22 protein-coding genes are annotated in these 21,021 nt (G+C 66.4%); 8 read left to right on the top strand and 14 right to left on the bottom strand.

Annotated elements, in window-relative coordinates:
• The first annotated feature begins 22 nt into the window (after positions 1-22).
• The 3 genes from GBG68_RS06235 to aroE are packed head-to-tail and all read left to right on the top strand — an operon-like array spanning position 23 to position 2,823.
• On the top strand, positions 23-703 hold the full coding sequence (locus GBG68_RS06235) for a TIGR00153 family protein (protein WP_152146070.1): 681 nt from the start codon (positions 23-25) through the stop codon (positions 701-703).
• Between the two features lie 34 nt (positions 704-737).
• Positions 738-1,991 (top strand): inorganic phosphate transporter, encoded by a 1,254-nt coding sequence (locus tag GBG68_RS06230; RefSeq protein WP_152146069.1) that lies wholly within the window; start codon positions 738-740, stop codon positions 1,989-1,991.
• Between the two features lie 10 nt (positions 1,992-2,001).
• Positions 2,002-2,823, top strand: coding sequence for a shikimate dehydrogenase (gene aroE / locus GBG68_RS06225; RefSeq protein WP_152146068.1), 822 nt, complete (start codon positions 2,002-2,004; stop codon positions 2,821-2,823).
• 7 nt (positions 2,824-2,830) lie between these two features.
• Here aroE and hemN read toward each other — a convergent pair whose 3' ends face one another.
• The 3 genes from hemN to GBG68_RS06210 form a co-directional block, all read right to left on the bottom strand.
• Entirely contained in the window at positions 2,831-4,219 is a 1,389-nt protein-coding gene (gene hemN, locus GBG68_RS06220) for an oxygen-independent coproporphyrinogen III oxidase (RefSeq protein ID WP_152146067.1), read from the bottom strand.
• Positions 4,220-4,315: 96 nt separating this feature from the next.
• Positions 4,316-5,803, bottom strand: coding sequence for a RimK family protein (locus GBG68_RS06215; protein WP_152146066.1), 1,488 nt, complete (start codon positions 5,801-5,803; stop codon positions 4,316-4,318).
• Between the two features lie 3 nt (positions 5,804-5,806).
• Positions 5,807-6,910 carry a GNAT family N-acetyltransferase/peptidase C39 family protein gene (locus GBG68_RS06210; protein WP_152146065.1) on the bottom strand — a complete coding sequence of 368 codons (1,104 nt, stop codon included), beginning with the start codon at positions 6,908-6,910 and terminating at the stop codon, positions 5,807-5,809.
• A gap of 169 nt (positions 6,911-7,079) precedes the next feature.
• Between GBG68_RS06210 and GBG68_RS06205 the strand changes: the two genes are divergently transcribed.
• Both GBG68_RS06205 and GBG68_RS06200 read left to right on the top strand, forming a co-directional pair.
• Positions 7,080-8,405: a sigma-54 dependent transcriptional regulator gene (locus tag GBG68_RS06205; RefSeq protein ID WP_152146064.1), complete on the top strand. Its 1,326-nt coding sequence runs from the start codon at positions 7,080-7,082 to the stop codon at positions 8,403-8,405.
• 316 nt (positions 8,406-8,721) lie between these two features.
• Positions 8,722-9,738: a hypothetical protein gene (locus GBG68_RS06200; protein ID WP_152146063.1), complete on the top strand. Its 1,017-nt coding sequence runs from the start codon at positions 8,722-8,724 to the stop codon at positions 9,736-9,738.
• A 60-nt stretch (positions 9,739-9,798) separates the two neighbouring features.
• Here the strand turns inward: GBG68_RS06200 and GBG68_RS06195 are convergent, their stop codons facing one another.
• The 10 genes from GBG68_RS06195 to GBG68_RS06150 all read right to left on the bottom strand — a co-directional run bounded on the left by GBG68_RS06195 (position 9,799) and on the right by GBG68_RS06150 (position 17,145).
• Positions 9,799-10,314 (bottom strand): hypothetical protein, encoded by a 516-nt coding sequence (locus tag GBG68_RS06195; protein WP_152146062.1) that lies wholly within the window; start codon positions 10,312-10,314, stop codon positions 9,799-9,801.
• A gap of 133 nt (positions 10,315-10,447) precedes the next feature.
• Positions 10,448-11,146: a C39 family peptidase gene (locus GBG68_RS06190; protein WP_152146061.1), complete on the bottom strand. Its 699-nt coding sequence runs from the start codon at positions 11,144-11,146 to the stop codon at positions 10,448-10,450.
• A gap of 12 nt (positions 11,147-11,158) precedes the next feature.
• Complete coding sequence (locus GBG68_RS06185) at positions 11,159-11,500, bottom strand: hypothetical protein (RefSeq protein ID WP_152146060.1); 342 nt, start codon at positions 11,498-11,500, stop codon at positions 11,159-11,161.
• 76 nt (positions 11,501-11,576) lie between these two features.
• On the bottom strand, positions 11,577-12,158 hold the full coding sequence (locus GBG68_RS06180) for a hypothetical protein (protein WP_152146059.1): 582 nt from the start codon (positions 12,156-12,158) through the stop codon (positions 11,577-11,579).
• Positions 12,159-12,551: 393 nt separating this feature from the next.
• Entirely contained in the window at positions 12,552-13,124 is a 573-nt protein-coding gene (locus GBG68_RS06175; protein ID WP_152146058.1) for a hypothetical protein, read from the bottom strand.
• A 177-nt stretch (positions 13,125-13,301) separates the two neighbouring features.
• Positions 13,302-14,201 carry an FAD-binding oxidoreductase gene (locus GBG68_RS06170; protein WP_152765546.1) on the bottom strand — a complete coding sequence of 300 codons (900 nt, stop codon included), beginning with the start codon at positions 14,199-14,201 and terminating at the stop codon, positions 13,302-13,304.
• Position 14,202: 1 nt separating this feature from the next.
• The gene (locus tag GBG68_RS06165; RefSeq protein ID WP_152146056.1) at positions 14,203-15,012 is read right to left on the bottom strand and encodes a family 1 encapsulin nanocompartment shell protein; all 810 of its coding nucleotides are present in this window, start codon (positions 15,010-15,012) and stop codon (positions 14,203-14,205) included.
• A complete protein-coding gene (locus GBG68_RS06160; RefSeq protein ID WP_152146055.1) occupies positions 15,012-15,416 on the bottom strand; it encodes an encapsulin-associated ferritin-like protein in 405 nt (134 codons plus the stop codon). Before GBG68_RS06160 ends, GBG68_RS06165 begins: the two co-directional genes overlap by 1 nt.
• A 104-nt stretch (positions 15,417-15,520) precedes the next feature.
• Positions 15,521-16,453: a DnaJ C-terminal domain-containing protein gene (locus GBG68_RS06155; protein ID WP_152146054.1), complete on the bottom strand. Its 933-nt coding sequence runs from the start codon at positions 16,451-16,453 to the stop codon at positions 15,521-15,523.
• Between the two features lie 14 nt (positions 16,454-16,467).
• Positions 16,468-17,145, bottom strand: coding sequence for a rhomboid family intramembrane serine protease (locus GBG68_RS06150; RefSeq protein ID WP_152146053.1), 678 nt, complete (start codon positions 17,143-17,145; stop codon positions 16,468-16,470).
• 92 nt (positions 17,146-17,237) lie between these two features.
• On the opposite strand from GBG68_RS06150, the gene lipA reads away from it, so the two are divergent.
• Both lipA and GBG68_RS06140 read left to right on the top strand, forming a co-directional pair.
• Positions 17,238-18,224 carry a lipoyl synthase gene (lipA, locus tag GBG68_RS06145; RefSeq protein ID WP_152146052.1) on the top strand — a complete coding sequence of 329 codons (987 nt, stop codon included), beginning with the start codon at positions 17,238-17,240 and terminating at the stop codon, positions 18,222-18,224.
• Positions 18,225-18,237: 13 nt separating this feature from the next.
• Positions 18,238-19,614, top strand: coding sequence for a DUF4139 domain-containing protein (locus tag GBG68_RS06140; protein WP_152146051.1), 1,377 nt, complete (start codon positions 18,238-18,240; stop codon positions 19,612-19,614).
• Between the two features lie 11 nt (positions 19,615-19,625).
• On the opposite strand, the gene GBG68_RS06135 is transcribed toward GBG68_RS06140, so the two are convergent.
• The gene (locus tag GBG68_RS06135) at positions 19,626-19,880 is read right to left on the bottom strand and encodes a YcgL domain-containing protein (protein ID WP_152146050.1); all 255 of its coding nucleotides are present in this window, start codon (positions 19,878-19,880) and stop codon (positions 19,626-19,628) included.
• A 612-nt stretch (positions 19,881-20,492) separates the two neighbouring features.
• On the opposite strand from GBG68_RS06135, the gene GBG68_RS06130 reads away from it, so the two are divergent.
• Positions 20,493-20,972, top strand: a complete 480-nt coding sequence (locus GBG68_RS06130) for a copper chaperone PCu(A)C (protein ID WP_193222241.1) — start codon at positions 20,493-20,495, stop codon at positions 20,970-20,972.
• The last annotated feature ends 49 nt before the right edge of the window (positions 20,973-21,021 follow it).

Here is a 21,021-nt window from a genome sequence, read left to right as displayed (position 1 = left end):
CCCCCTGCACAGGACCTACGCAATGATCCAGAAGAGCTATTTTTCCGGCATTTTCGGCAGCTCCCCGGTCAAGCCGCTGCAGCAGCACATGAACAAGGTCGCCGACTGCGTGCGCGAGCTCATCCCCCTGTTCAGCGCCGTAGCCCGCGCCGATTACGCGGAAGTCGCCCGCGCCCAGCAGCGGGTGGCGGCCCTGGAGGACGAGGCCGACGAGATGAAAACCGAGCTGCGCCTGCATCTGCCCAACAGCCTGTTCATGCCGGTGGACCGGCGGGACCTGCTGGAGTTGCTGCGTGCCCAGGACAACATCGCCAACCAGGCCAAGGACATCGCGGGCCTGGTGCTGGGCCGCAAGATGAGCCTGCCCGAAGCTATCCGCGAAGAGTTTCTCGCTTATCTGCGCCGCTCCAGTGAAGCGGTGAACGTGGCCCTACGGGTGGTCAACGAGTTCGACGAACTGGTGGAGGCCGGCTTTCGCGGCTCCGAGGTGGAGCGCGTCAGCAGGCTGCTCGATGAGCTGAGCGCGGTCGAGAAGGACACCGACAACATGCAGATTCGCATCCGCGCCGAGCTGCAGAAGCTCGAGGACGAGCTACCCCCGGTGGACGTGATCTTCCTCTACAAGATCATCGAGTGGACCGGCAAGCTCGCCGATCTGTCCGAGCGGGTGGGCAGCCGCCTGCAGCTCATGCTCGCCAAGTAATTCCAACGCCCGAAAGAACCCAGGGGAACACCCTATGGAATACGGCACCATCTACCTGATTCTGGCGGCCGCCTTCGGCCTGTTCATGGCCTGGGGCATCGGCGCCAACGACGTGGCCAACGCCATGGCCACCTCGGTGGGCTCCCGCGTGCTCACCATCAAGCAGGCCGTGATCATCGCGGCGGTGTTCGAGTTCACCGGGGCGGTGCTCGCCGGCGGCCAGGTCACCGCCACCATCCGCAAGGGCATCCTCGACGGCAGCCTGGTCATGGGGCAACCGGACATCCTGGTCTGGGGCATGCTCGCCGCTCTGGCGGCCGCCGGCTGCTGGCTGCTGATCGCCTCGCGCATGGGCTGGCCTGTCTCCACCACCCACTCCATCATCGGCGCCATCGTCGGCTTCGCCATCGCCGCGCTGGGCTGGGAGGCGGTGATGTGGCCGAAAGTGGCCACCATCGTTGCCAGCTGGGTGGTCTCGCCGCTGCTCGCCGGCAGCATCGCCTATTTGATGTTCCGCACCGTGCAGACGCTGATCCTGGACCGCGACGACCCGGTACGGGCCGCCAAACGCTGCGTGCCGATCTACATCTTTCTCACCGGCTTCATGATGTCTCTGGTGACCTTCCTGAAGGGCCTGAAGAACCTGAACATGGACCTCAGCACCGTGGAGGCCTACACCTACGCCGCCTTGGTGGGCGCGGTCGTCGCGGTAATCGGCAAACTCGCCATCAACCGCATCAAGATCGATCCCAATGCCGATCGGGAATCCCACTACACCAACGTGGAACGAATCTTCGGCGTGCTGATGATCGTCACCGCCTGCGCCATGGCCTTCGCCCACGGCTCCAACGATGTGGCAAATGCCGTGGGCCCCATGGCCGCCATCATCAGCGTGGTGCAAAGCGGCGGCGATGTGGGCCAATCCGCGGGCCTGCCGGTGTGGGTGCTGCTGATCGGCGGCATCGGCATCGTCGCCGGCCTGCTGATGCTGGGCGCGCGGGTCATCGCCACGGTGGGCCGGAACATCACCCAGCTCACCCCCAGCCGCGGTTTCGCCTGCGAACTCTCCGCGGCCACCACCGTGGTGCTGGCCTCGGGCACGGGCCTGCCTATCTCCACCACCCACACGCTGGTGGGGGCGGTACTGGGCGTAGGGCTCGCCCGCGGCCTGGCGGCGCTGGACCTGAGCGTGGTGCGCACCATCTTCATGTCCTGGATCGTCACGCTCCCCGCCGGCGGCTTTCTCGCCGTCATATTCTTCTGGGCCCTGCAGACCGCTTTCGGTTAAGAGATACGCCATGGATCGCTACGCCGTGATCGGCAACCCCATCGCCCACAGCCGCTCGCCACGCATCCATGACCTGTTCGCCGAGCAATGCGGGCAGGCCATGCGCTATGAGAAGCTGCTGGCGCCGCTGGACGCCTTCGAGGCGACCGTGCGGCGATTTCTCGCCGAGGGCGGACGCGGCCTGAACGTCACCGTGCCCTTCAAGCAGCAAGCCTGGGCCTTGTCTGATGCACGCAGCGAGCGCGCCGAGCGCTCGGGGGCGGTGAACACGCTGGCCTTGCGCGACGACGGTACGCTCTATGGGGACAACACGGACGGCGTCGGCCTGGTGCGGGATCTGCACGCCCAGGGCGCGCACCTTGGCGGGCGCCGCCTGTTGCTGCTGGGGGCCGGCGGTGCGGCCCGTGGCGTGATGCCCTCGCTGCTGGCCGAAGCGCCAGCACGGATCCTCATCGCCAACCGCACCCCGGCCCGCGCCGAGGAACTGGCCGCCCACTTCCAGGGCCAGGTTCCGGTCCAAGGCATGGGGTATCCGGCGCTGGCGGGGGAGACCTTCGATATCGTCATCAACGCCACCTCGGCGGGCCTGAGCGGTGAACTCCCGCCCCTGCCCGAGGCGCTGCTGGCCGCCGGGGCCGGCTGCTACGACATGGTCTATGCCGCCGAACCCACCGCCTTCGTGCGCTGGGCGCGGGCGCGCAACGCGGGCTTCGCCTGCGATGGGCTGGGCATGCTGGTGGAACAGGCCGCCGAATCCTTCCGGCTCTGGCGCGGGGCGATGCCGGACACCGCCCCGGTGATTGCGCTGCTGCGCCGGGAGATGGCCGCCTGAGACCTGCTCAGACGGTGCGCGAGAAGCGCGTCTGCCCCTGGTCGTGGTTCAGGTAGCTATCGAAGACCATGGCGATATTGCGCAGCAGCAACCGCCCCACCGGGGTCACCCGCAAGCCGCGGCGCTCGATCTCCAGCAGCCCGTCCACCGCCATGCTTTCCAGTGCCCGCAGTTCGGCGGCGAAGTAATTGCGGAAGACGATGTGGTGGCGCTCCTCCACCTCGCTGTAATCCAGCCGCTCCTGGCACATCAGGCGGTTGATCACATCCCGGCGCAGCCGATCGTCATCGTCCAGGCGCACGCCGCGCCACACGGGCAGGCGGCCGGCATCCAGCTCGGCGTAGTAGCTGTTCAGGGTCTTCAGGTTCTGGCTGTAGCTGTGGGCCAGCTTGCCGATGGCCGTGTTGCCCAGCCCCACCAAGTCGGTATCCGCGTGGGTGGAATAGCCCTGGAAGTTGCGCTGCAGGTCTCCGCGCTCGCGGGCCAGCGCCAGCTCATCGTCCGGGCGGGCGAAGTGATCCATGCCGATGTACACATAGCCCGCGGCGGTGAGCCGCTCGATGCTCAACGCCAGCAGCTGCAGCTTCACCGGGGGGCTGGGTAGATCGGCCTGGCGGATGAGCTTCTGAGCCTTCACCAGATGGGGCAGATGGGCGTAGTTGTAGATGGCGAGGCGCTCGGGACGCAGGCTCAGCACCTGATCCAGGGTGCGCTCGAAGCTTGCCAGGTTCTGCAGCGGCAGGCCGTAGATCAGGTCCAGGCTCACGGAGCGAAAACCGCTCTCGCGGGCCTGGCGCACCGCGGCCTCGGTCAGCTCGAAGCTCTGCAGGCGGTTCACCGCCCGCTGCACCGCCGGGTCGAAATCCTGCACCCCCATGCTGATCCGGTTCATGCCCTCGGCGGCCAGCACCGGCAAAGTCTCCGGCCCCAGGGCGCGGGGGTCCACCTCAATGGAGAACTCGCGCCGGGCGGGCTCGGCCAGGTTGAAACGCTGACCCAGCTCGACCATCAGCGCCTGCAACTGCTCGTCGCTGAGGTAGGTCGGGGTGCCGCCGCCGAAGTGCAACTGCTCCACCTGCCGATCATCGTCGAACAGCCGCCCCTGCAGCGCGATCTCCCGGTTCAGGTATTGCAGATACCGCACCGACTTGTTCCGGTGCCGGGTGATGATCTTGTTGCAGGCGCAGTAGTAGCACAGGCTCTCGCAGAAGGGGATGTGCACATACAGCGAGAGCGGCTTGGGGATGGGGTCTTCGTTGCCGAGCCGCGCCTGTTCCCGATAGGCGCTCTCATCGAAGCCTTCGTGGAACTGCGGCGCGGTGGGGTAGCTGGTGTAGCGCGGCCCCGCGGTGTCGTACTTGCGGTAAAGGGCCGCATCGAAGCGGACGGGTTCCATGGCACGCGCCTCCTGCCTGCTCAGCGCCTGGGGGGCCAAGCCCCGAGATCATGGAGGCATGCTAGGCGAACCTGGCGGGGACAGACTTGATCTGGATCAGCGGGAGCGGCCTCGGCACAGGTCCACCCGCCGCATGAACTCCCCGAGTACGACGCGGTAGAGTTCATCGCCCAGGTATCCATCCTCCACCCCCGCATCCAGGTTGGGGTTATCGTTAACCTCGATCAGATACACCCCCTTCGGCGTCTGCTTGAGGTCCACCCCGTAGAGCCCATCACCGATCAACCCCGCCGCCTTCACCGCGGTCTTCACCACCGCGGGCGGGGCTTCGTGTACCGCCATGGCCTCCCCCGCCCCCTCGCTGAAGGCCCCGTCCGGGCCGTGCTGAACGATCTGCCAGTGGCCCTTCGACATGAAGTAGCGGCAGGCGAAGATGGGCCTACGGTTGAGCACCCCGATGCGCCAGTCGAATTCGGTGTAGACGTACTCCTGGGCGAGGATCAGTTCCGAGCGCTGGAACAGCTCGGCGGCCGCCCCGGGCAGCTCTTCACGGCTGTGCACCTTGATCACGCCCCGGGAGAAGGAACCGTCGGGGATTTTCAGCACCAACGGCAGGCCCAGTTCCGCCTCCAGGTGCGCCAGATCAGCCGGTCGCCCCCGGTGCAGTATCCGCCCCCGGGGTGTGGGCAATTTGTGAGTCTGCAGTAAATCGGCCAGATAGACCTTGTTGGTACAACGCAGGATGGATTGCGGATCATCCATCACCACCAGCCCCTCGCTCTCGGCGCGGGTGGCGAAGCGGTAGGTGTGGTCGGAGATCGCCGTGGTCTCGCGGATGAACAGGGCATCGTACTCGGCAAGTTGCGCATAGTGGCGCTTCTCGATCAGCTCCACCTCCACGCCCAGCTCCCGCCCCACGCGGATGAAATGCTTCAAGGCCTTGGTATTGGAGGGCGGCAGCGCCTCCCCGGGATTCTGCAATATGGCCAGATCGTAGCGGGCCGGGCGTCGGGCGCGCGCTCGGCGCCAAATACGCCGGCTGAAAGTATCCAACGCCTCGGCGAAGCAATCTTCTTCCTGCCCCACCAGTTTGTGAAAACCCTGGGTGCTCACCGCGTGGATACGCCACTGCTCCTGACGGCGAAAGTCCACCCGCAGGATGGGCGCGGTAAAGACCTCGAACAACTGTCGCCCCAGCTCTGCCAATTCCGGGCGCTCGGTGCGGCCAAAATACACCAGCAGCGTGTGGTGCTGCTCCCGTGGGCCGCAAACCTTGTCGAGCGGCTTCTGCAGATCCTCATTCCCCAGCCCCTCCAGATTGAGGCTGTACAGGGATTTGCGGCTCAGATCGTTGATGGTGCGCACCGAGGGCAGCACCCGATGCCGCCGCGCCTCGGCCAGCAGCGAGCAGTAGTAACCGGTGGACAGGTATTTGTAGCGGCGGCAGAGATTGATCACCCGGGTACCGGCGGGCGCATCCCGCCAGCCCCCGAACAGGTAATCGTCGACGCTGATGAGATTCTCGCTGGGATAATAGGGGCGCCAGTCCTTGAGCGCATCCACCACGATCAGCAATCGGCCCATGGTTCAGCGCGCCCCTCGCCGAGGGCCGATGACCACCGCCGCCTGCTCGTTGGCCCGCCCATAACGAGCCATGCGCTCGAACTCCCCCCGCGGCACCGGCGCCTGCAGGCAATCCGTGGGGGCCCGGCGGGAATCCTCATCCAGCCAGGGATCGGCGATATAGCAGAAACGCTCATCCATTCCGCTCAGCACTACCCAATGGGGAGACTTCTCCCGATAGAAACGCCAGGAGCTGATCAATACCAGCACCAGGCCGCCGTCGCGCAGGCACGCCTCCAGCACGTCCAGGCCCAGCGCCCCGAAATGTTCGGCCAGACCCGCCGCGCGGCACTGGGCCATGAAATCCTCCTGCACCAACGCCATGACCGCCTTCTTGCCCGGGTCTCGCACCGAATCCATGAACAACGGCCCCGGCGCACCCAGGTACAGGCTCGCATCGAATCCCCGCCGGTGCGCTGCCAGCGCCAGACCGTGCGGGCCGCAGCCGCCATGGCCCGAGCTCATGTAGATGGTGGTGGCCTCGCGCCACAAATGCAGTTCCTCGAGCCGGTCGGGGCGCAGGCTGTGGTCCTGCGCCGCCATGGCCATCAGCAGGCAGGCCGGCCCGCAGGTAAAGGGCAGGCTCTGCGGGTAGTAGGGCACGCGGCGTACCGGGGCGCCGGGCTGGGCGTGCAGATACTTCTCGTAACGCCGCGCATCCGCCGCGTCCTCGTAATAATGGCTTATCTCGCCGAAGGGCCGGTAGCCCAGGCCGACGAACAGCGCTTGGGAGGGCGCGTTGTCGCGGCGGATCTCCAGGCGCATGAGCACACAGCCATGATCCAGCGCCGCGTGCTCCGCCGCCGTCACCAGCCCGCTCGCCACTCCCTGGCCACGCCAGTCAGGCGCCACCGCGATGGAGTACAACCGCGCCAACGACAGGCCGCGGCGAAACAGCAACAGTACGTAACCGGCCAGCCCCCCGTCCCGTTCGTCCACCAAAGTCAGTGCATGAGCCCGTGTCAGCAGATGGCGGAAGCTTCGCCGGCTGATCCTGTCGCCGGCGAAAGCCTGCGCCTCCAGCACCAGCAGTGCCGACAAATCCTCCAGTCCCGCAGTTCGAATCACCAGCGAATCTCCACGGCACCGAACCAGACAGCGACTACCCCTCGGAGAGTTTTTACGCCGACCACGGGGGATTGCATAGTGGCGCAAGAAAGTGGATCATCCATGTTGCGTTGCGGTACAGCAAGGCCGATAAAAAACTCCAATCAAACGAGCAGGGAAGGCTTGTTTTATGGGTGAACGAAAACTCTTATGCCTGAAACCCGATGGCGTGGAAGCGGGTTTCGATCTTCAGTCCCTGAACCGACACTGGGACGTACTCACCATCTCCGATACCAAGCGTTTACGCGAGCTCAGCGCCAGCGGTGATTTCCGGGTGGGCCTCGCGCTGCTTGGCGACAAGGCGGACGCCGGCTACCAGGACACCGTCCTGGCCGACAGCCCGGTGGAATGGGTCGCCATGCTCCCCGCCAGCGGGCTTGCCCACGAGGGCCTGCGGCGCCTTATCCAGAGCTGCTTTTTCGACTTTCACACCTTGCCCGCGGACCTGGACCGGCTCGAGGTCACCCTGGGCCATGCCTACGGCATGGCCAGCCTGAAGACCAGCACGCCGCCCAGCGAAGGCCCCCAGAGCGAGTACCAGATGGTGGGCGCGAGTCCGATCATGCGCCGGCTGTTCCGAAACATCCGCAAGGTGGCTCATGTGGACGCACCGGTGCTCATCCAGGGCGAGAGCGGCACCGGCAAGGAACTGGCGGCCCTGGCGGTGCACGAGCGCTCCGAGCGAGCCAACGGCCCTTTCGTCGCGGTCAACTGCGGCGCCCTGCCCGCCAACCTGATTCAATCCGAGCTGTTCGGCTATGAAAAGGGCGCCTTCACCGGGGCCCAGCAGCGCAAGCTCGGCCGCCTCGAATCCGCCAGCGGCGGCACCGTGTTCCTCGACGAAATCGGCGATCTGCCGCTGGATCAGCAAACCAGCCTGCTGCGTTTCCTGCAAGAGCAGAAAATCGAGCGGGTGGGCTCCAACCAGAGCATCCACGTGGACGTACGCGTCATCGCCGCCACCCATGTCAACCTTGAACAGGCGGTGCGGGAAGGCCATTTCCGGGAAGACCTGTACTACCGCCTCAATGTGCTGCGACTGGACATGCCCCCGCTGCGCGAGCGGCTGGACGATGTGGAGACCCTGGCGCGTTTTTTCTTCGAACGCTTCAGCGCCGATCGCAACCCCCAGGTGCGCGGCTTCAGCCAGCAGGCGCTGCAGAGTCTGCGCGAACACCACTGGCCGGGCAATGTCCGGGAGCTGATCAACCGAGTGCGCCGCAGCATGATCATGTGCGAAAAACGCCTGATCGGACCCGCCGAACTGGGGCTGGAGCGTGGCACCGGGTTAATCGGCGCCACCACCCTCAGCCAGGCCCGTGCCCAGGCCGAGCAGGCCGCAATCCAGCAAGCCCTGGAGCATACCCGCGGCAACGTCTCCCAGGCCGCCCGCCGGCTGGGTGTTTCCCGCGTCACCCTGTACCGGCTGATGGACAAGTTCCGCCTCAGCCACTGAACAGGCGCCACAAGACTGATGCAGGGCGCGGCCGGGCGCCCTGAAAAAAAGGCCGCCATATCAGCCGGTTGCGAGATGGCAAAGTGTTTGCTTGTGTCTCCCCAGGAGTAACGGCCGAGCCGGGAAGGGGGCACCAGCGGATGGCGTCGAAGCGGACAGCAGCCAAGGCACGGGACCGCAAGCAACAGGCCGCAGTCGATCATCGGCCGGCACGCCGCGTCACGCTCTGGGACGAGCAGCGCGGCGGCAACAAGGGCCCCGCGAAGCCTTGCGGGGAAGGGCCAGGACGCCCGCCACAATAAAATGGAGTTTGACCATGCGAAAGTTCACCAGCCTGCTGCTGGCCGCGAGTACCTGGGGCCTGGCACAGGCGGACGACACACCCGAGCCAAGCGCCCCCGGGCAGGCCGATGTCGCGGCGATCTTCGATGAACGCAGCGTACTCACCCCCCAGGGCAAGCTGATTTTCGAACCCTCCCTGCAGTACGTCCATTCCACTGCCACCCAGGTCGCCATCGATGGCTACACGGTCATCCCTGCCATCGCCATCGGCTTGATCAATGTCAGCGAAACCCAGCGCGACACCCTCACCCTGGGCCTGGGGTTTCGTTACGGCCTGAGCCGACGGCTGGATGTGGACCTGCGCGTGCCGTGGACCTACAAGGAAGAGAGCGTGCGCGAGCGAGAGCTCCTGCAGGGCAACAACAGCGACCTGATCCGGGACTCCGATGGCAGTGGGCTGGGGGACATCGAGTTCGGTCTGCATTACCAGTTCAACCAGGCCCGCAATGGCTGGCCCTACGTCATTGGCAATCTGCGGGTGAAATCGCGCACCGGCCGGGACCCGTTCGAGGTGGACCGACAGCAACTGCGCGACAAGGATGGGGTGCTGATCAGCGAAGTCTTCGCCGAACAGCCTACCGGCTCGGGCTTCTGGTCGGTGCAGCCCAGCCTCACCTTCCTGTACCCCAGCGACCCCGCCATCCTCTACGGCAGCATCAGCTATTTGTGGAATATCGAACGGGACGTGGGCGGCACCATCGGCAAGATCGATCCGGGCGATGCGCTGGGCTTTGGCTTCGGGCTGGGTTTCGCCATCAACGACCGCACCTCCTTCAGCCTGGGCTATGACCACAGCATCGTGTTCGAGACGCGGCGGGAAAACGATGCCGGCATCGACGCCACCTTCGATCGCTTTCAGGTGGGCAGCTTCTTGCTGGGCGTCTCCCACCGTCTGAGCGCGGCCACCAATCTGAACCTGTCGCTGGGAATAGGCGTTACCGAGCAGGCGCCAGATCTCCAACTCACCCTCAAGCTGCCTATGAGCTGGTAGGACGCGGTAGCGCAGGGGCCGGTGGATGACCGGCCCCTACCGGGTGCCCCGCGCCACGCCTCAGCGCAGCGACTCCACCACCCCTTGATCGACCCGCTGTTGCCAGCCCATCTGGCGAATGCTTCCCAGCCCGGACAAATCCACCCGGATGAGCTTCAGGTTCTGAATCAGTTGATTATCCAGCGTGTTCTGGATCACCGTCGCCATCGCCGTGGCACCGTGTTGTACCCCGCCCGGGCCTACCGTCAGCGCGCCCAGCCCCCGCGCCAGCCGCGCCCCGTCCCCCGCCTGCAGCGCGACCTGGTTGCCAGCACCGTTCTGCACCAGCTGTACGCCGGCACCCCCACCGTTCGCGGCATCCAGCGGCAGGCGCATGACGGTGTGCGCCCTTAGTTCGCCGTTGATCCGGACAATGTGCTCGAAGCTGAAATCAATGCGAAAATCATTGCCGACGAAACCGCCGCGCAATTCAGCCAGCTCGGCATCCGCCACCCTGGGCCAGCTCGCCCAGTGCGGTATGCTGGCCACGCTCGGGATCGGAGCGGCGACCAGGGCAAACCACAGGCTCGCGGCCATACGCCCGCGCCACGCCGACCACAACCGCGGCCGAGGGGAATCCGGCTGTCGCCAGAGGGCCAGCCCCCCAAGGAACGAACGGTGTGCTTCCCCAGCGACGGAACCTCGTGTAAAGGTGTGCATGATATGGCCCTTAGAAGTCGCCGCGCCGTGGCAGGGATAGCGTAAAGCTCGCCAAGCCCGGCCCCTGGAAGGCGCTCCCCAGTGGAGCCCGGGCACGCAGCCGCCAGTCCCCGGGGCGGTTGAAGGAGGCGCGGGCCAGCTCAAGCCTGTCCCGCACGACGAAGAAGATGCCGTTCCAGGCGGCCTCGAAGGCCTCCCGGGACATACTGCGCAGGCCCAGGGAAGGGTCGCCGACCAGGACTTCCTCGGCTCGCACGCCCTTGACCACCACGAAATGCTGATAGCCCTGCAGATTCACCAGGGCCAGGGCGGGCACGCCCACCTGCCCCAGGCGCTCCAGGGAGATGCGGAAGCCGTCGGCATTCAGGCCACGGGCCTGCAGGTAGCGTTTCATATCCAGCAAGGAGAAGCCTTCGCGGCGAATACGCGCGGGGTCTCCGGCCTCGTACATGGCCTGAAACACGGCCTGCTCCGTAGTCGCCAGCCCATAATGATAGCTGAGCAGGGTCGCCAGCGCGGCCGAGCCGCAGCTGAAGTCATACTGCTGCTTGACCACATCGCGAAAGCGCTGCTCGGCGTAGCTTTCCACCGGCACGCGCGCCCCGTCGACACCGGGTAGCGCGACATGGCCCGCCATCACCGGCGCGCCGCCGGCGAGCGCCAGCCCCCCCAGCACGGCCCGCCAGCAGACGCGATTGGGCTTGCTCATGGTTTCCCTCGCCTATTGCATATGCACGTTGACGATGGTGGCGTCCTGGATGATCACGTTGTTGCCGCTATTCTGGATCACGCTGTTGACGCCGTTCATGCCGGCGAAGGCCCCGCGCAGCACGGTGTTGGCGCCGGTCCGGGCACCCGCTGCGCTGTTGCCGCTCAACACGGCGCTTTCGCTGATCTCGCTGAGTTCCACGCGGTGCAGGCTGGTGCGGCCGCGGCTGTGGTTCAGTTCACTGTCAGCCACGGCCTGCCCCAGGGCGACACCATCCGTAGGCGGCGTGGCCTGGGCCGCACCGAGCAGGCTCAGACCAAGAACGCAGGGCAGAATCCGCTTCATGTCAGGCATGCTATGACTCCCTGGTGTGAATAGCTGGGCTTGGAAGCGTCGAGGGCGGGCGTGCCCGCCCTCGACCTAGACGCGCTTAGCCGCCAGAGCTGCTCAGGCGCATGTTCGCCTGCACGGTCACGCTCTGCTGGGCGAGCGAGTTGGCGCCGCTGTTCTGGCTGAACTGGGTCACGCCCGCGGCACCGGCAAAGGCATCACCGGAGACCGAGTTGCTAGCCGTCAGCGTGGAGTTGTCCGCGGTGTTGCTCGTGTTGCCGGTCACGGTGCCGGCGAGCGTGCTTACGGCCACCACGGCGTCCACGTCCAGCTCGGTGTTGAGGGAATCGCTGGTGTTGCCGGAGTCACGCACCGTCAGATTGCCGGAATCGGCGATATCCGTGTTCAGGGAATCGTTGATGCTGTTGTCGGTATTGCCGGAGTCGGCCACGGTGAGGTTACCGGAATCCTGGACACTGTTGTCCTCGCTCAGGTCGTTGCCGTTGCCCGAATTGGCGATGGCCAGGGAGCCCAGGGCGGCATTGGCGTTGTTGTCATCGAAGGCCACGGAGTCGCCGGCGGCAATGCTGTTGTCGATCACATCGATGTCGTCCTGCGCCTGAGCGCCGGCGGACAAGACCAGGCCCAGCGCGGTGGAAGCGATCAGCAGATGCTTTTTCATGGGTAGAACTCCTTGTTGGCTATTTGGACCCGCAATCCGGCGGGATCAGTGAGGCGGCGCCGCCGCCTTGCCCCCTAGGGGTCAGCCGATATGAAGCACGGTCCGTGCCAACTCCGCCACACTCGGCCCGAGCCGCTCCCTCGGCGGCTTGCGCCGCCCTGCCTGCCGGCTCACGACCACGCCCGGCGTAAAGGGGACGCAGCACATCGCTGTCGGACACCGGGAGCGTCCGCCGTATCTCTCTGAGGAGACAGCCATTTGCGAAAGGAGCAGCGTGTTGCAGTGGCGACACGCCAAGGGGCAGGAAGGAACACTGTGTCAACGCGGGGAAAGAAGAAGCGGCCCGCCAGGCGGGCCGCTCCAGGGGCGAACCGAGGCGCCGAGCCCCGTGTTCTAGTTGGCGCTGCTCAAACGCATATTGGCCTGCACCACTACGTCCTGCTGCGTGAGCGCATTGGGGGCCGCGTTCTGCTGGAACTGCGTCACGCCGGCGGCGTTGGCAAAGCCACCGCTGACGCAGTTATGCGCGTCGTGGTCGGAGCTGAGGACGGTGGTGGAGGTGTTGTTCGCCACGGTGCCGTCCAGATCGCTCCACGCCACCGCCGCGTCCACCGAGATCCCCAGGTTGCCACTGTTCTCGATGTTGCCGGAATCCCGCACGGTGGTGTTCAGTGAGTTACTCAATGCCAGATTGCCGGTACCGTTGACGCTGTTGTCGGTGTTGCCGGAATCGCTGACGTCGGCATTGAGCGAACCCTCGACGCTGTTGTCGGTGCTCAGGTCGTTCTCGTTCAGGGAGCCGCTGACGGCGGCGGAGTTATCGACGGCATTGGCGTTGCCGTCGTCGAAGGCGGCCGAACCGAACAGCGCCACACTGTTGTGCGCGACGTTATAGCTGTCCTGTGCCAGGGCGGCGCCGGAGAGCACCAGCCCCAGGGCCGTGGTTGCGATCACGAGCTTTTTCATCGCCTTTCTCCTTAGTGGTTGAACGCCTCTGAGCCCTCGCAGGTTCCATGCCAAGCGCTGTCGGTCGGGCAAAGTGGCTGTTTCCCAAGGCTTCGTGGCAAGGGCTTGGCGGGCGGGCGACGCTAGAGTCGTTGCGTACGGCTTACAGGCGCTACGGCCCTGCGACAGTCGCGCCGGTCAGTAGCGCTCCGTTTGCAGGCTGAAACCGCTATCGGCGAGTTGGCGGCTGACGGTATCCACCATGTCGGGATGCCCACAGGCATAGATGGCGGTATCCGCTGGCGACAGGCCCCGCTCCCGGAGCAGGCGCGGCAGCAGCGCGTCCAGGCGACCCCGCAACCCGGCCCAGCCTGCGTTGCGCACCTCTTCAGGGCGACTGACGGCGGGAAGGTAGTCGAAAGCGGGATCGCTCGCGGCTCGCTGCGCCAGTTCGGCATCGAAGCCGAACTGGTCTCGGTAGCTCGCACCGTGTAACAGCCACAAACGGGACTGGGCGCCCTGCGGGCGGCTGCGCAGCATGCTGAGAAACGGGCTGACCCCGGTCACCGTGGCGAGCATGAGGTGCTGGCGGTAGCCCGGGTCCAGGCGCAGCCGGCCGCTGGCGCGAGCCGCCATGATCACGGCCTCGCCGACCCGCACCCGGCTCAGGCGCTCGGACAGCCCGCCCCCGGGGCGGCGCTCGATGAAGAATTCCAGGGTGTCGGCGTCCGCCGCGCTGGCGATGGAATAGCTGTGGCGCCGCCCGTTCAGGCCGAGCTTGACGTGCTGCCCCGGCTGGAAGCGAAAGGCCCGGGGCCTGGGCAGGGTCAGCACGAACAGATCCGCGTCCACCCGGCGCCGTTCCAGCACCGGCAGACGGTAGAGGCCCTCGGCGGGCTGTTCGGGCTCGACAATGTCGACGCCCGGGGGCGGGCGTTGCACCTCGCGCCAATCACGCTCCAGGGCCTGCAGATAGCGCCGGTAGGCGTGCAGCTGGCGTCGTGCCAGCTCGGGGTCCGAGGCGGAGCCCGCCGCCGACAGCGACCGAATCGCCCCACGCAGCGCACGCCGGGCCGGAGCCTGGCGCTGCGATTCCACCTCAGCGCTTGCCGTCGGCGAGTGCACAGATGGCGCTGGGCTCGTCGAGCATCAGCACCAGGCTCTCGGCGACGAACAGCTGGTGGTGGATGCCGTCGTTGCTGCCGTAACCGGTGGCCATGTCCTGGCCGATCATCAGCCGGCCGGCACGGCCGTCCACCAGCACGCCGCCGGTGATGGGCGCCTTGTAGACGCCCAGCTCGCACAGCCGCTTGAGATGCTCGAGCTGCAGCATGTCGCTGCCCTCGTAGCGGCGGAAAAGGTTGTTGTAGAGCTTGGGCGAGAGCGCCAGGGCGTAGGGCCCGTGGAAGCCCGACTCGTCCAGGCGGGTGACGGCGGCGAGCACATCGTTGATGGCCTGCTCCACCTTGCTCCAATCCCCCGCCTTGGCCTCGTGGCGACCGGCGGCGGTGAGCAACCCCTCCAGGCCGAAGTCCGGATTACCGTAGTAGATGAACTCTTCCTCGCGGCGCGCCACGGCTTCGGCGGCATCTTCCGCCGGGCTGAAGTTCATCGGCAGCCCCATCTCCAGATGCCCCTGCAGGCGGCGCACGCTCAGTCCGAAGGACTTGCGCAGCATGGGCACGGCGACCGCGCGGCTGACCACGGCACCGGCCTCGTCGGCGGAGGGCTGACGGCAGAAGTCGTCGGCGCCGATCTCCACCGAGGTCAGGCCCACACCGTAGGGGCCTTCCACGTCCAGAAAACGCCGGCCGGTGAGCAGGTCGCTGGCCGCTGCGGCCACGGCGGCGTCGATCTCGCGCCAGATCTCGGCCGGGAACGGTGCACTGTGTCGGTTCAGATAATGCATTAGCGGCGTCCCTTCTTCAGCGAACCAATGGTGAAACCGCCCCCCGTCAGCTGTTCGGCCGGCTCCTCGGGCTGCCCGGTCGTGGTCCCGCTCTTGTCGGTATCCGCTTCCTCCACCTCGATGATGGGCGCCTTGGTGTAGAGGTAGGTATCCATGTAGGAGGAGAAATCGCTGTTTCGGCGTCGCAGCCACTCCAGCACCATCACCGCGTGCTCCATTTCCTCGCGCATGTTGTGCAGCAGAATCTCGCGCAACTCGTCGTCGGTGCAGACATCAGCCCGCTGGCGGTACCAGTCCACCGCCTCAAGCTCCTCCTGCAGCGAGACCAGTGCCCGGTGCATGTCCCTGGTTTCACTGCTCAGCAGTTCGAACGGTTCGTGAAAACTATCACTGGCGCCTGCCATGCGGCCCTCCTTCGCTCTGTGTGTCGCGACCCCGGCATCTGTTCTAAACCATAGCATCCGCTGCCTGTTCCTGCGCGAACCCGCCGTGCCGGCAAGCACCGTCGTCAGGGACGAAAACGCGCCCTCGGATCCATGGGCAGCTCCTTGGCCATGCGCTCGTAGAACTTGCGCGCCTTGGCACTGTCCGCCGGCGGTGTCACCACACGCAGCCGCACGTATTGATCACCCGGGGGCTTGCCCGGCAGCCCCCGGCCACGCAGCCGCAGCCGCCGACCGCTGGACGAGCCCTCGGGCACCTTCAACTCCACCGAGCCACCCAGGGTGGGCACCGACACGGTGGCGCCCAGCGCCGCCTCCCAGGGCGTGATGGGCAGCTCCAGATGGATATCCCGCCCGTCCGGCTCGAACCAGGGGTGGGGCTGCAACGCCACCTGCAGGTACAGATCCCCCGCCGGCCCGCCGCCCAGGCCCTCGCCTCCCTGGCCACTCAGGCGGATACGCTGGCCATCGCTGACCCCTGCCGGTATACGCACCTTGAGGCTGCGCCCTTGAAGCCTCAAGGTGCGATGCACGCCCTGGTAGGCCTCTTCCAGGGAAACCCGCACCGTGCTCTGCAGGTCTTCGCCCCGGCGGCGCATTCCGCCGCCGGCGAACCCGCCGGGGCCTCCCGCCCCCGCGCGGCCGCGACCGAACAGCGCCTCGAAGAAGTCGCTGAATTCGCCGCTGCCGCCGAAGCCCCCCTCGAAACCGCCGCCGCGGCCACCACCGAAATCGAAGCCCTGGTCCCAGCCCGGCGGCGGGCGGAAATCCTGCCCCGCCTTCCAGTCCTTGCCGAAGCGGTCGTAGGCGGCGCGCTTGTCCGGGTCCTTGAGTACCTCGTAGGCCTCACCCAGTTCCTTGAAACGCTGCTCCGCGTCAGCTTCCTTGCTCACGTCCGGGTGGTACTTGCGCGCCAGCTTGCGGTAGGCGCGCTTGATCTCATCGGCGCCGGCCGTGCGTGAAACGCCGAGAATGCCGTAGTAATCCTTGAACTCCATGAACGTCTGTCACCTTATCCGCGCAACTGCCGGCGCGGCTTGAGGGGCAGGCGGCCGCGCCAGTACATGATCATGATGAAACCGAACAGCATCCCGCCCAGGTGGGCGAAATGGGCCACGCCCGCCTGGCTGCCGGTCAGGCCCGCATACAGTTCGAAGGCCCCGTAGAGCATCACGAACCATTTCGCCTTCATGGGTATGGGCGGGAACAGCAGCATGATGCGCTGGTTCGGGAACATCATCGCAAAGGCGAGCAGAATTCCGAACACCCCGCCGGAGGCCCCGACGGTAGGATACACATCGCCCTGCTGCGCGGCCTGGGTGGCCACGTACAACTGGATGAGCGCCGCCCCCAGCACGCAGACCAGGTAATAGACCCCGAAGGGGCGGCTGCCCCAGTAGTTCTCGAGCTGCACACCGAACATCCACAGCGCGAACATATTCGCGAACAGGTGCAGGGTTCCCCCGTGCAGCACGGAATAGCTGAGCAGCTGCCAGGGTTCGAAACCGGGCAACGGCCCGGCGTAGGCGCCGAATAGCGTATCCAGGCCCAGCGGCCACAGGGCCAGCCAGTAGACCAGCTCGTTGCCCCAGGCGCCCTGGAGCAGAAACACCAGCCCGTTCAGCACCAGCAACGCGGTCACCACCGGGGGAAAGGCGCGATAGCCGCCCATGGCGGGGTCTGGACTCATGCATACACCTCGATTGCGATTGCAGGGCGGTTTCACCCTGCGCCGAATTGTCCGACAATACTACGCAACATCAGCCAGCCGTGACCCCATCCATGAGCTCCCTCAAAGATATTCCGGTGGTCGTCAGCGGAAGCAAGCACCGCACCGAGCAGGGCTTCACCGCGATCAAGGACGGCATCAAGACCCATAAGAGCGCAGCCCCCGCGGTGCGCGGCGACAAGCCCAGTTGGCTGCGCACCAGACTGCCCAGCGGCACCGGCTACAACGAAGTCCGGCGCAACGTGCGCGAGCATCGCCTGAGCACCGTTTGCGAAGAGGCCAAGTGCCCCAACATCGGCGAATGCTGGAGCCACGGCACCGCCACCATCATGCTGATGGGCGCGGTCTGCACACGGGCCTGCCGCTTCTGCAGCGTGGACACCGGCAACCCCCGCGGCTGGCTGGACGCCGAAGAGCCGGCCAACACGGCGGAATCGGTGCGGTTGATGGGGCTGAAGTACGTGGTGCTCACCTCGGTCAACCGCGATGACCTGCCCGATGGCGGCGCTGGTCATTACGCGGCCTGCGTGCGGGCGGTGAAGGCCACCAACCCGGGGACGGCCGTCGAGGCCCTTACCCCCGACTTCAAGGGCGTGCTCGCCGATGTGGAAACGGTGGTGGACTCCGGCATCGAGGTCTTCGCCCAGAACGTGGAGACGGTGGAGCGCCTGACCCACCCGGTGCGGGACCCTCGCGCCGGCTACCGCCAGACCCTGGATGTGCTCGCCCACGCCAAGCGCCACCGCCCGGCGGTGCTCACCAAGACCAGCCTGATGCTGGGCCTGGGCGAAACCGACGAAGAGATATTGCGCTGCATGGATGACCTGCGGGCGATCGACTGCGACATCCTCACCCTGGGCCAGTACCTGCGCCCCACCGCGAACCACCTGCCGGTGGAGCGCTACGTCACGCCGGAGCAGTTCGAGCAGTACCGGCAGTGGGGCCTGGAGCGTGGGTTCCTGGAAGTGGTCTCCGGCCCCATGGTCCGTTCCAGCTACCGCGCGGACCGGGTGCTGGAGAAGAACAACTGCGGCCTGTAAGGGGAGCTTGCCCATGAAAGCCTTCGCGGTCTCCAAATACCTGCTCGGCCTGGGGGCCGCTCTGGTCTTGGGCGCCGCTGGCGCCGACAGTGTCAGTCGGGCGCCTGAGCTTACGCTCTATCAGCACGGCCAGGCCTTCATCAGCGAGCAGCGGCTGCTGCGCCTGCCCCCCGGTCGCAGCAGCGTGCGCCTGCAGGGGCTGAGCAGCGGGCTGCAGCCCGGCAGCCTGCAAGTGGACGGCGATGGGCTGGCGGTTATCGAGCGACGCTACCAGCCCGGCGCGCCGGCGCCCGCCGAACTGCTCCAGGCCTACCTGGGCCGCGAGGTCACCCTGCTGCGCGAGCACCCCCGGACCGGCGAATCCCTGCAGCGACAGGCGCAACTGCTGAGCCTGAGCGGCCAAGGGCCCTTGGTGCAGCTGGACGGGCGCATAGAGGTGCTGGATCAACGCTCACCATGGCGCATTGCCTTCCCCGGCCTGCCGGCCGGCATGCACAGCGCGGCGCAACTGACGCTGGAGCTGGAAGCCGCGAAGAGTGGCCAGCGGCGGCTGAACCTGGGGTACCTGAGCGATGGTTTCGGCTGGCAAGCCGACTATGTGGCCAGGCTAGGCACGAACAGCGAACAACTCACCCTGGAAGGCTGGGCCAGTCTCTACAACCGCACGCGCACTGTTTTCAACGACGCCCGGGTACAGCTCCTGGCGGGCTCCGTGCAGCGCAGCCAGGACCGCATGGAAAGCGCCATGCTGAGCAGCCGCCAGGCCCACGCCGCCCCTCCCCCGCCCGAGAGCCTGGGCGGTTCTCAGCTCTACACCCTGCCCGAGCCGGTCAGCCTGCCCGCCGGCGAGACCGTGCAGGCGCCGCTGCTGCGCGCCGAGCGCCTCGCCGTGGCGCGCGTGCACCGCAGCCGCGGCCAGGCGCTGAACCAGGCCGCCGAGCCCCGCCCCCAAGCCGTGGAACAGCTACTGCGATTTCGCAACCCGGCCCGGGCCAACCAGCCTCTGCCGGCCGGCAATCTGCGCGTCTATCAACGGGACAGCGCCGGGCGTGACCACTACATAGGCGGCCAGACGATCGCCCATGCCGCGCCGGGCGACGAAGTGGAGGTGGTGCTGGGGCAAAGCACGGAGTTGCGCATCCTGCGGGTGCCGCTGGAATATCGCCGTCTCAGCCCCGAAATGATGGAGGTGGCCTGGCGGCTTACGCTTGCCAACCGCGGCCAGCAAGCCGCCAAGCTGGAAGTGCTGGAGCGTTTCGCCGGCGACTGGGAGCTGGTGGAACGCTCGGAGCGACCGGATGAGCGGGGCGCCCAACACGCCCTGTGGCGGCTGGAGCTCAAGGCGGGCGAAGAGCGGCAGCTCAGCTACCGCGCCCGAATCCGCCGCTAGGGCGACACTGATCAATTCCCCCGGGAGAGTTCGTCCTCACCGGGCGGTAACTGCACGAAGCACCCCCGGTGCAGCAGGCTGCGCATGACCTCGCATACATCCTCCCGGGCGAGCCTGCGCGCGGGCGTGAGCACCAGATCCATCACGTGCTCGGTGGCACCCAGCGCCCCCATGATCGGGGCGGGCACCGTGGAGAGGTCGTCCTTTACCGGGACATACAGATAGGTATCGGGCTTCTTGTGCCCCTTGTAGATGGAACAATGCACGGGATACGCCCTCGGGCAGTCAGCGGAAAGGCGGAAGTATGCCCAGCCCCCACCGCCTCCTCAAGCAGAGCCGACGCGCCACCTCACCCGAGCACTAGGCCCCACGCTCGTCCGCGCCCGCCATGGCGCACCGAATCACGGACTCGTACTCGGTCGTCGGCGCGGGCTGCGGCGCCACGGCCCGCGCCGAGCAGTCGCTGGGCAGAGAGAGAATAGGCGCCTGTTCCTACCGTGAAACACATCACGGCCAGATCAGCCCTTGGCTGTAAGTGCCTGCCTACGCGGGCAAAGGGAGATTATCCACAGAACCTGTGGATAACTGTGTGGACAACGGTTGGAAACAATCCCCAAGTTCCCGCTATGCCAAGCCTTGCCTTGAATCGGGTGTTTTTTCGCCAATTTGTTTTTCTGACGAAAAATCAATACCTTAAGAACCCGCCTTGGGTTGCTGAGGAAACGCATGACGGGCCCGCGATGCGGCAGTGCAGCATTGTGCACAACTTTCGGGCCGGAACCCCTCGCCGACGGGAAGTCAAGCCCCTGGGACGGGGCACCGCTGGCAAACATCCCGCGTCCTCGATAGCATCGGCCCCCTTACTTCAGGAGATGAACATGCTCAAACGCGCCGCCCTCTTGATCGCGCTGCTGCTGCCCGCCCACGCCGGCGCGCAGGAACTGCTGCTCACCGCCCCCTATGCCCGCGCCACCCCGCCTGGCGCGGCTAATGGCGCAGCGTACTTTGAGCTCCGTAACCAGGGCGGTGAAACCATCGGCCTGCGCGGCGCTCACAGCGAGGTGGCCGAGCGCACCGAGATTCACGAACATGTCTCCGTGCAAGGCATGATGCGAATGCGTGAAGTGAAGGAGCTGAACATAGCCCCCGGTGAGCATCTGGTCTTTCAGCCCGGCGGGCTGCACATCATGCTGCTGGGCCTGAAGCAGCCCCTGAAGCCCGGTGAGCTTTTCGCAATCAGGCTGGAACTGGACAACGGCCAGCATCTGGATGCCGAGATCCCGGTGCGGGATATGCGCGCAGGCCATCACGGCCAGCACCACGGCCAGCACCACGGCCAGCGGCCCATGAAACACTAGAGGGGGCGCTTGATATACAGCGGCCGTCCCCTTACCTACAGCAGCACAT

This window comes from Alkalilimnicola sp. S0819 (assembly GCF_009295635.1).
Taxonomy (GTDB): domain Bacteria; phylum Pseudomonadota; class Gammaproteobacteria; order Nitrococcales; family WHIW01; genus S0819.
The sequence above is the reverse complement of the archived record's forward strand: the minus strand, read 5'-3'. Positions and strand labels throughout refer to the sequence as shown.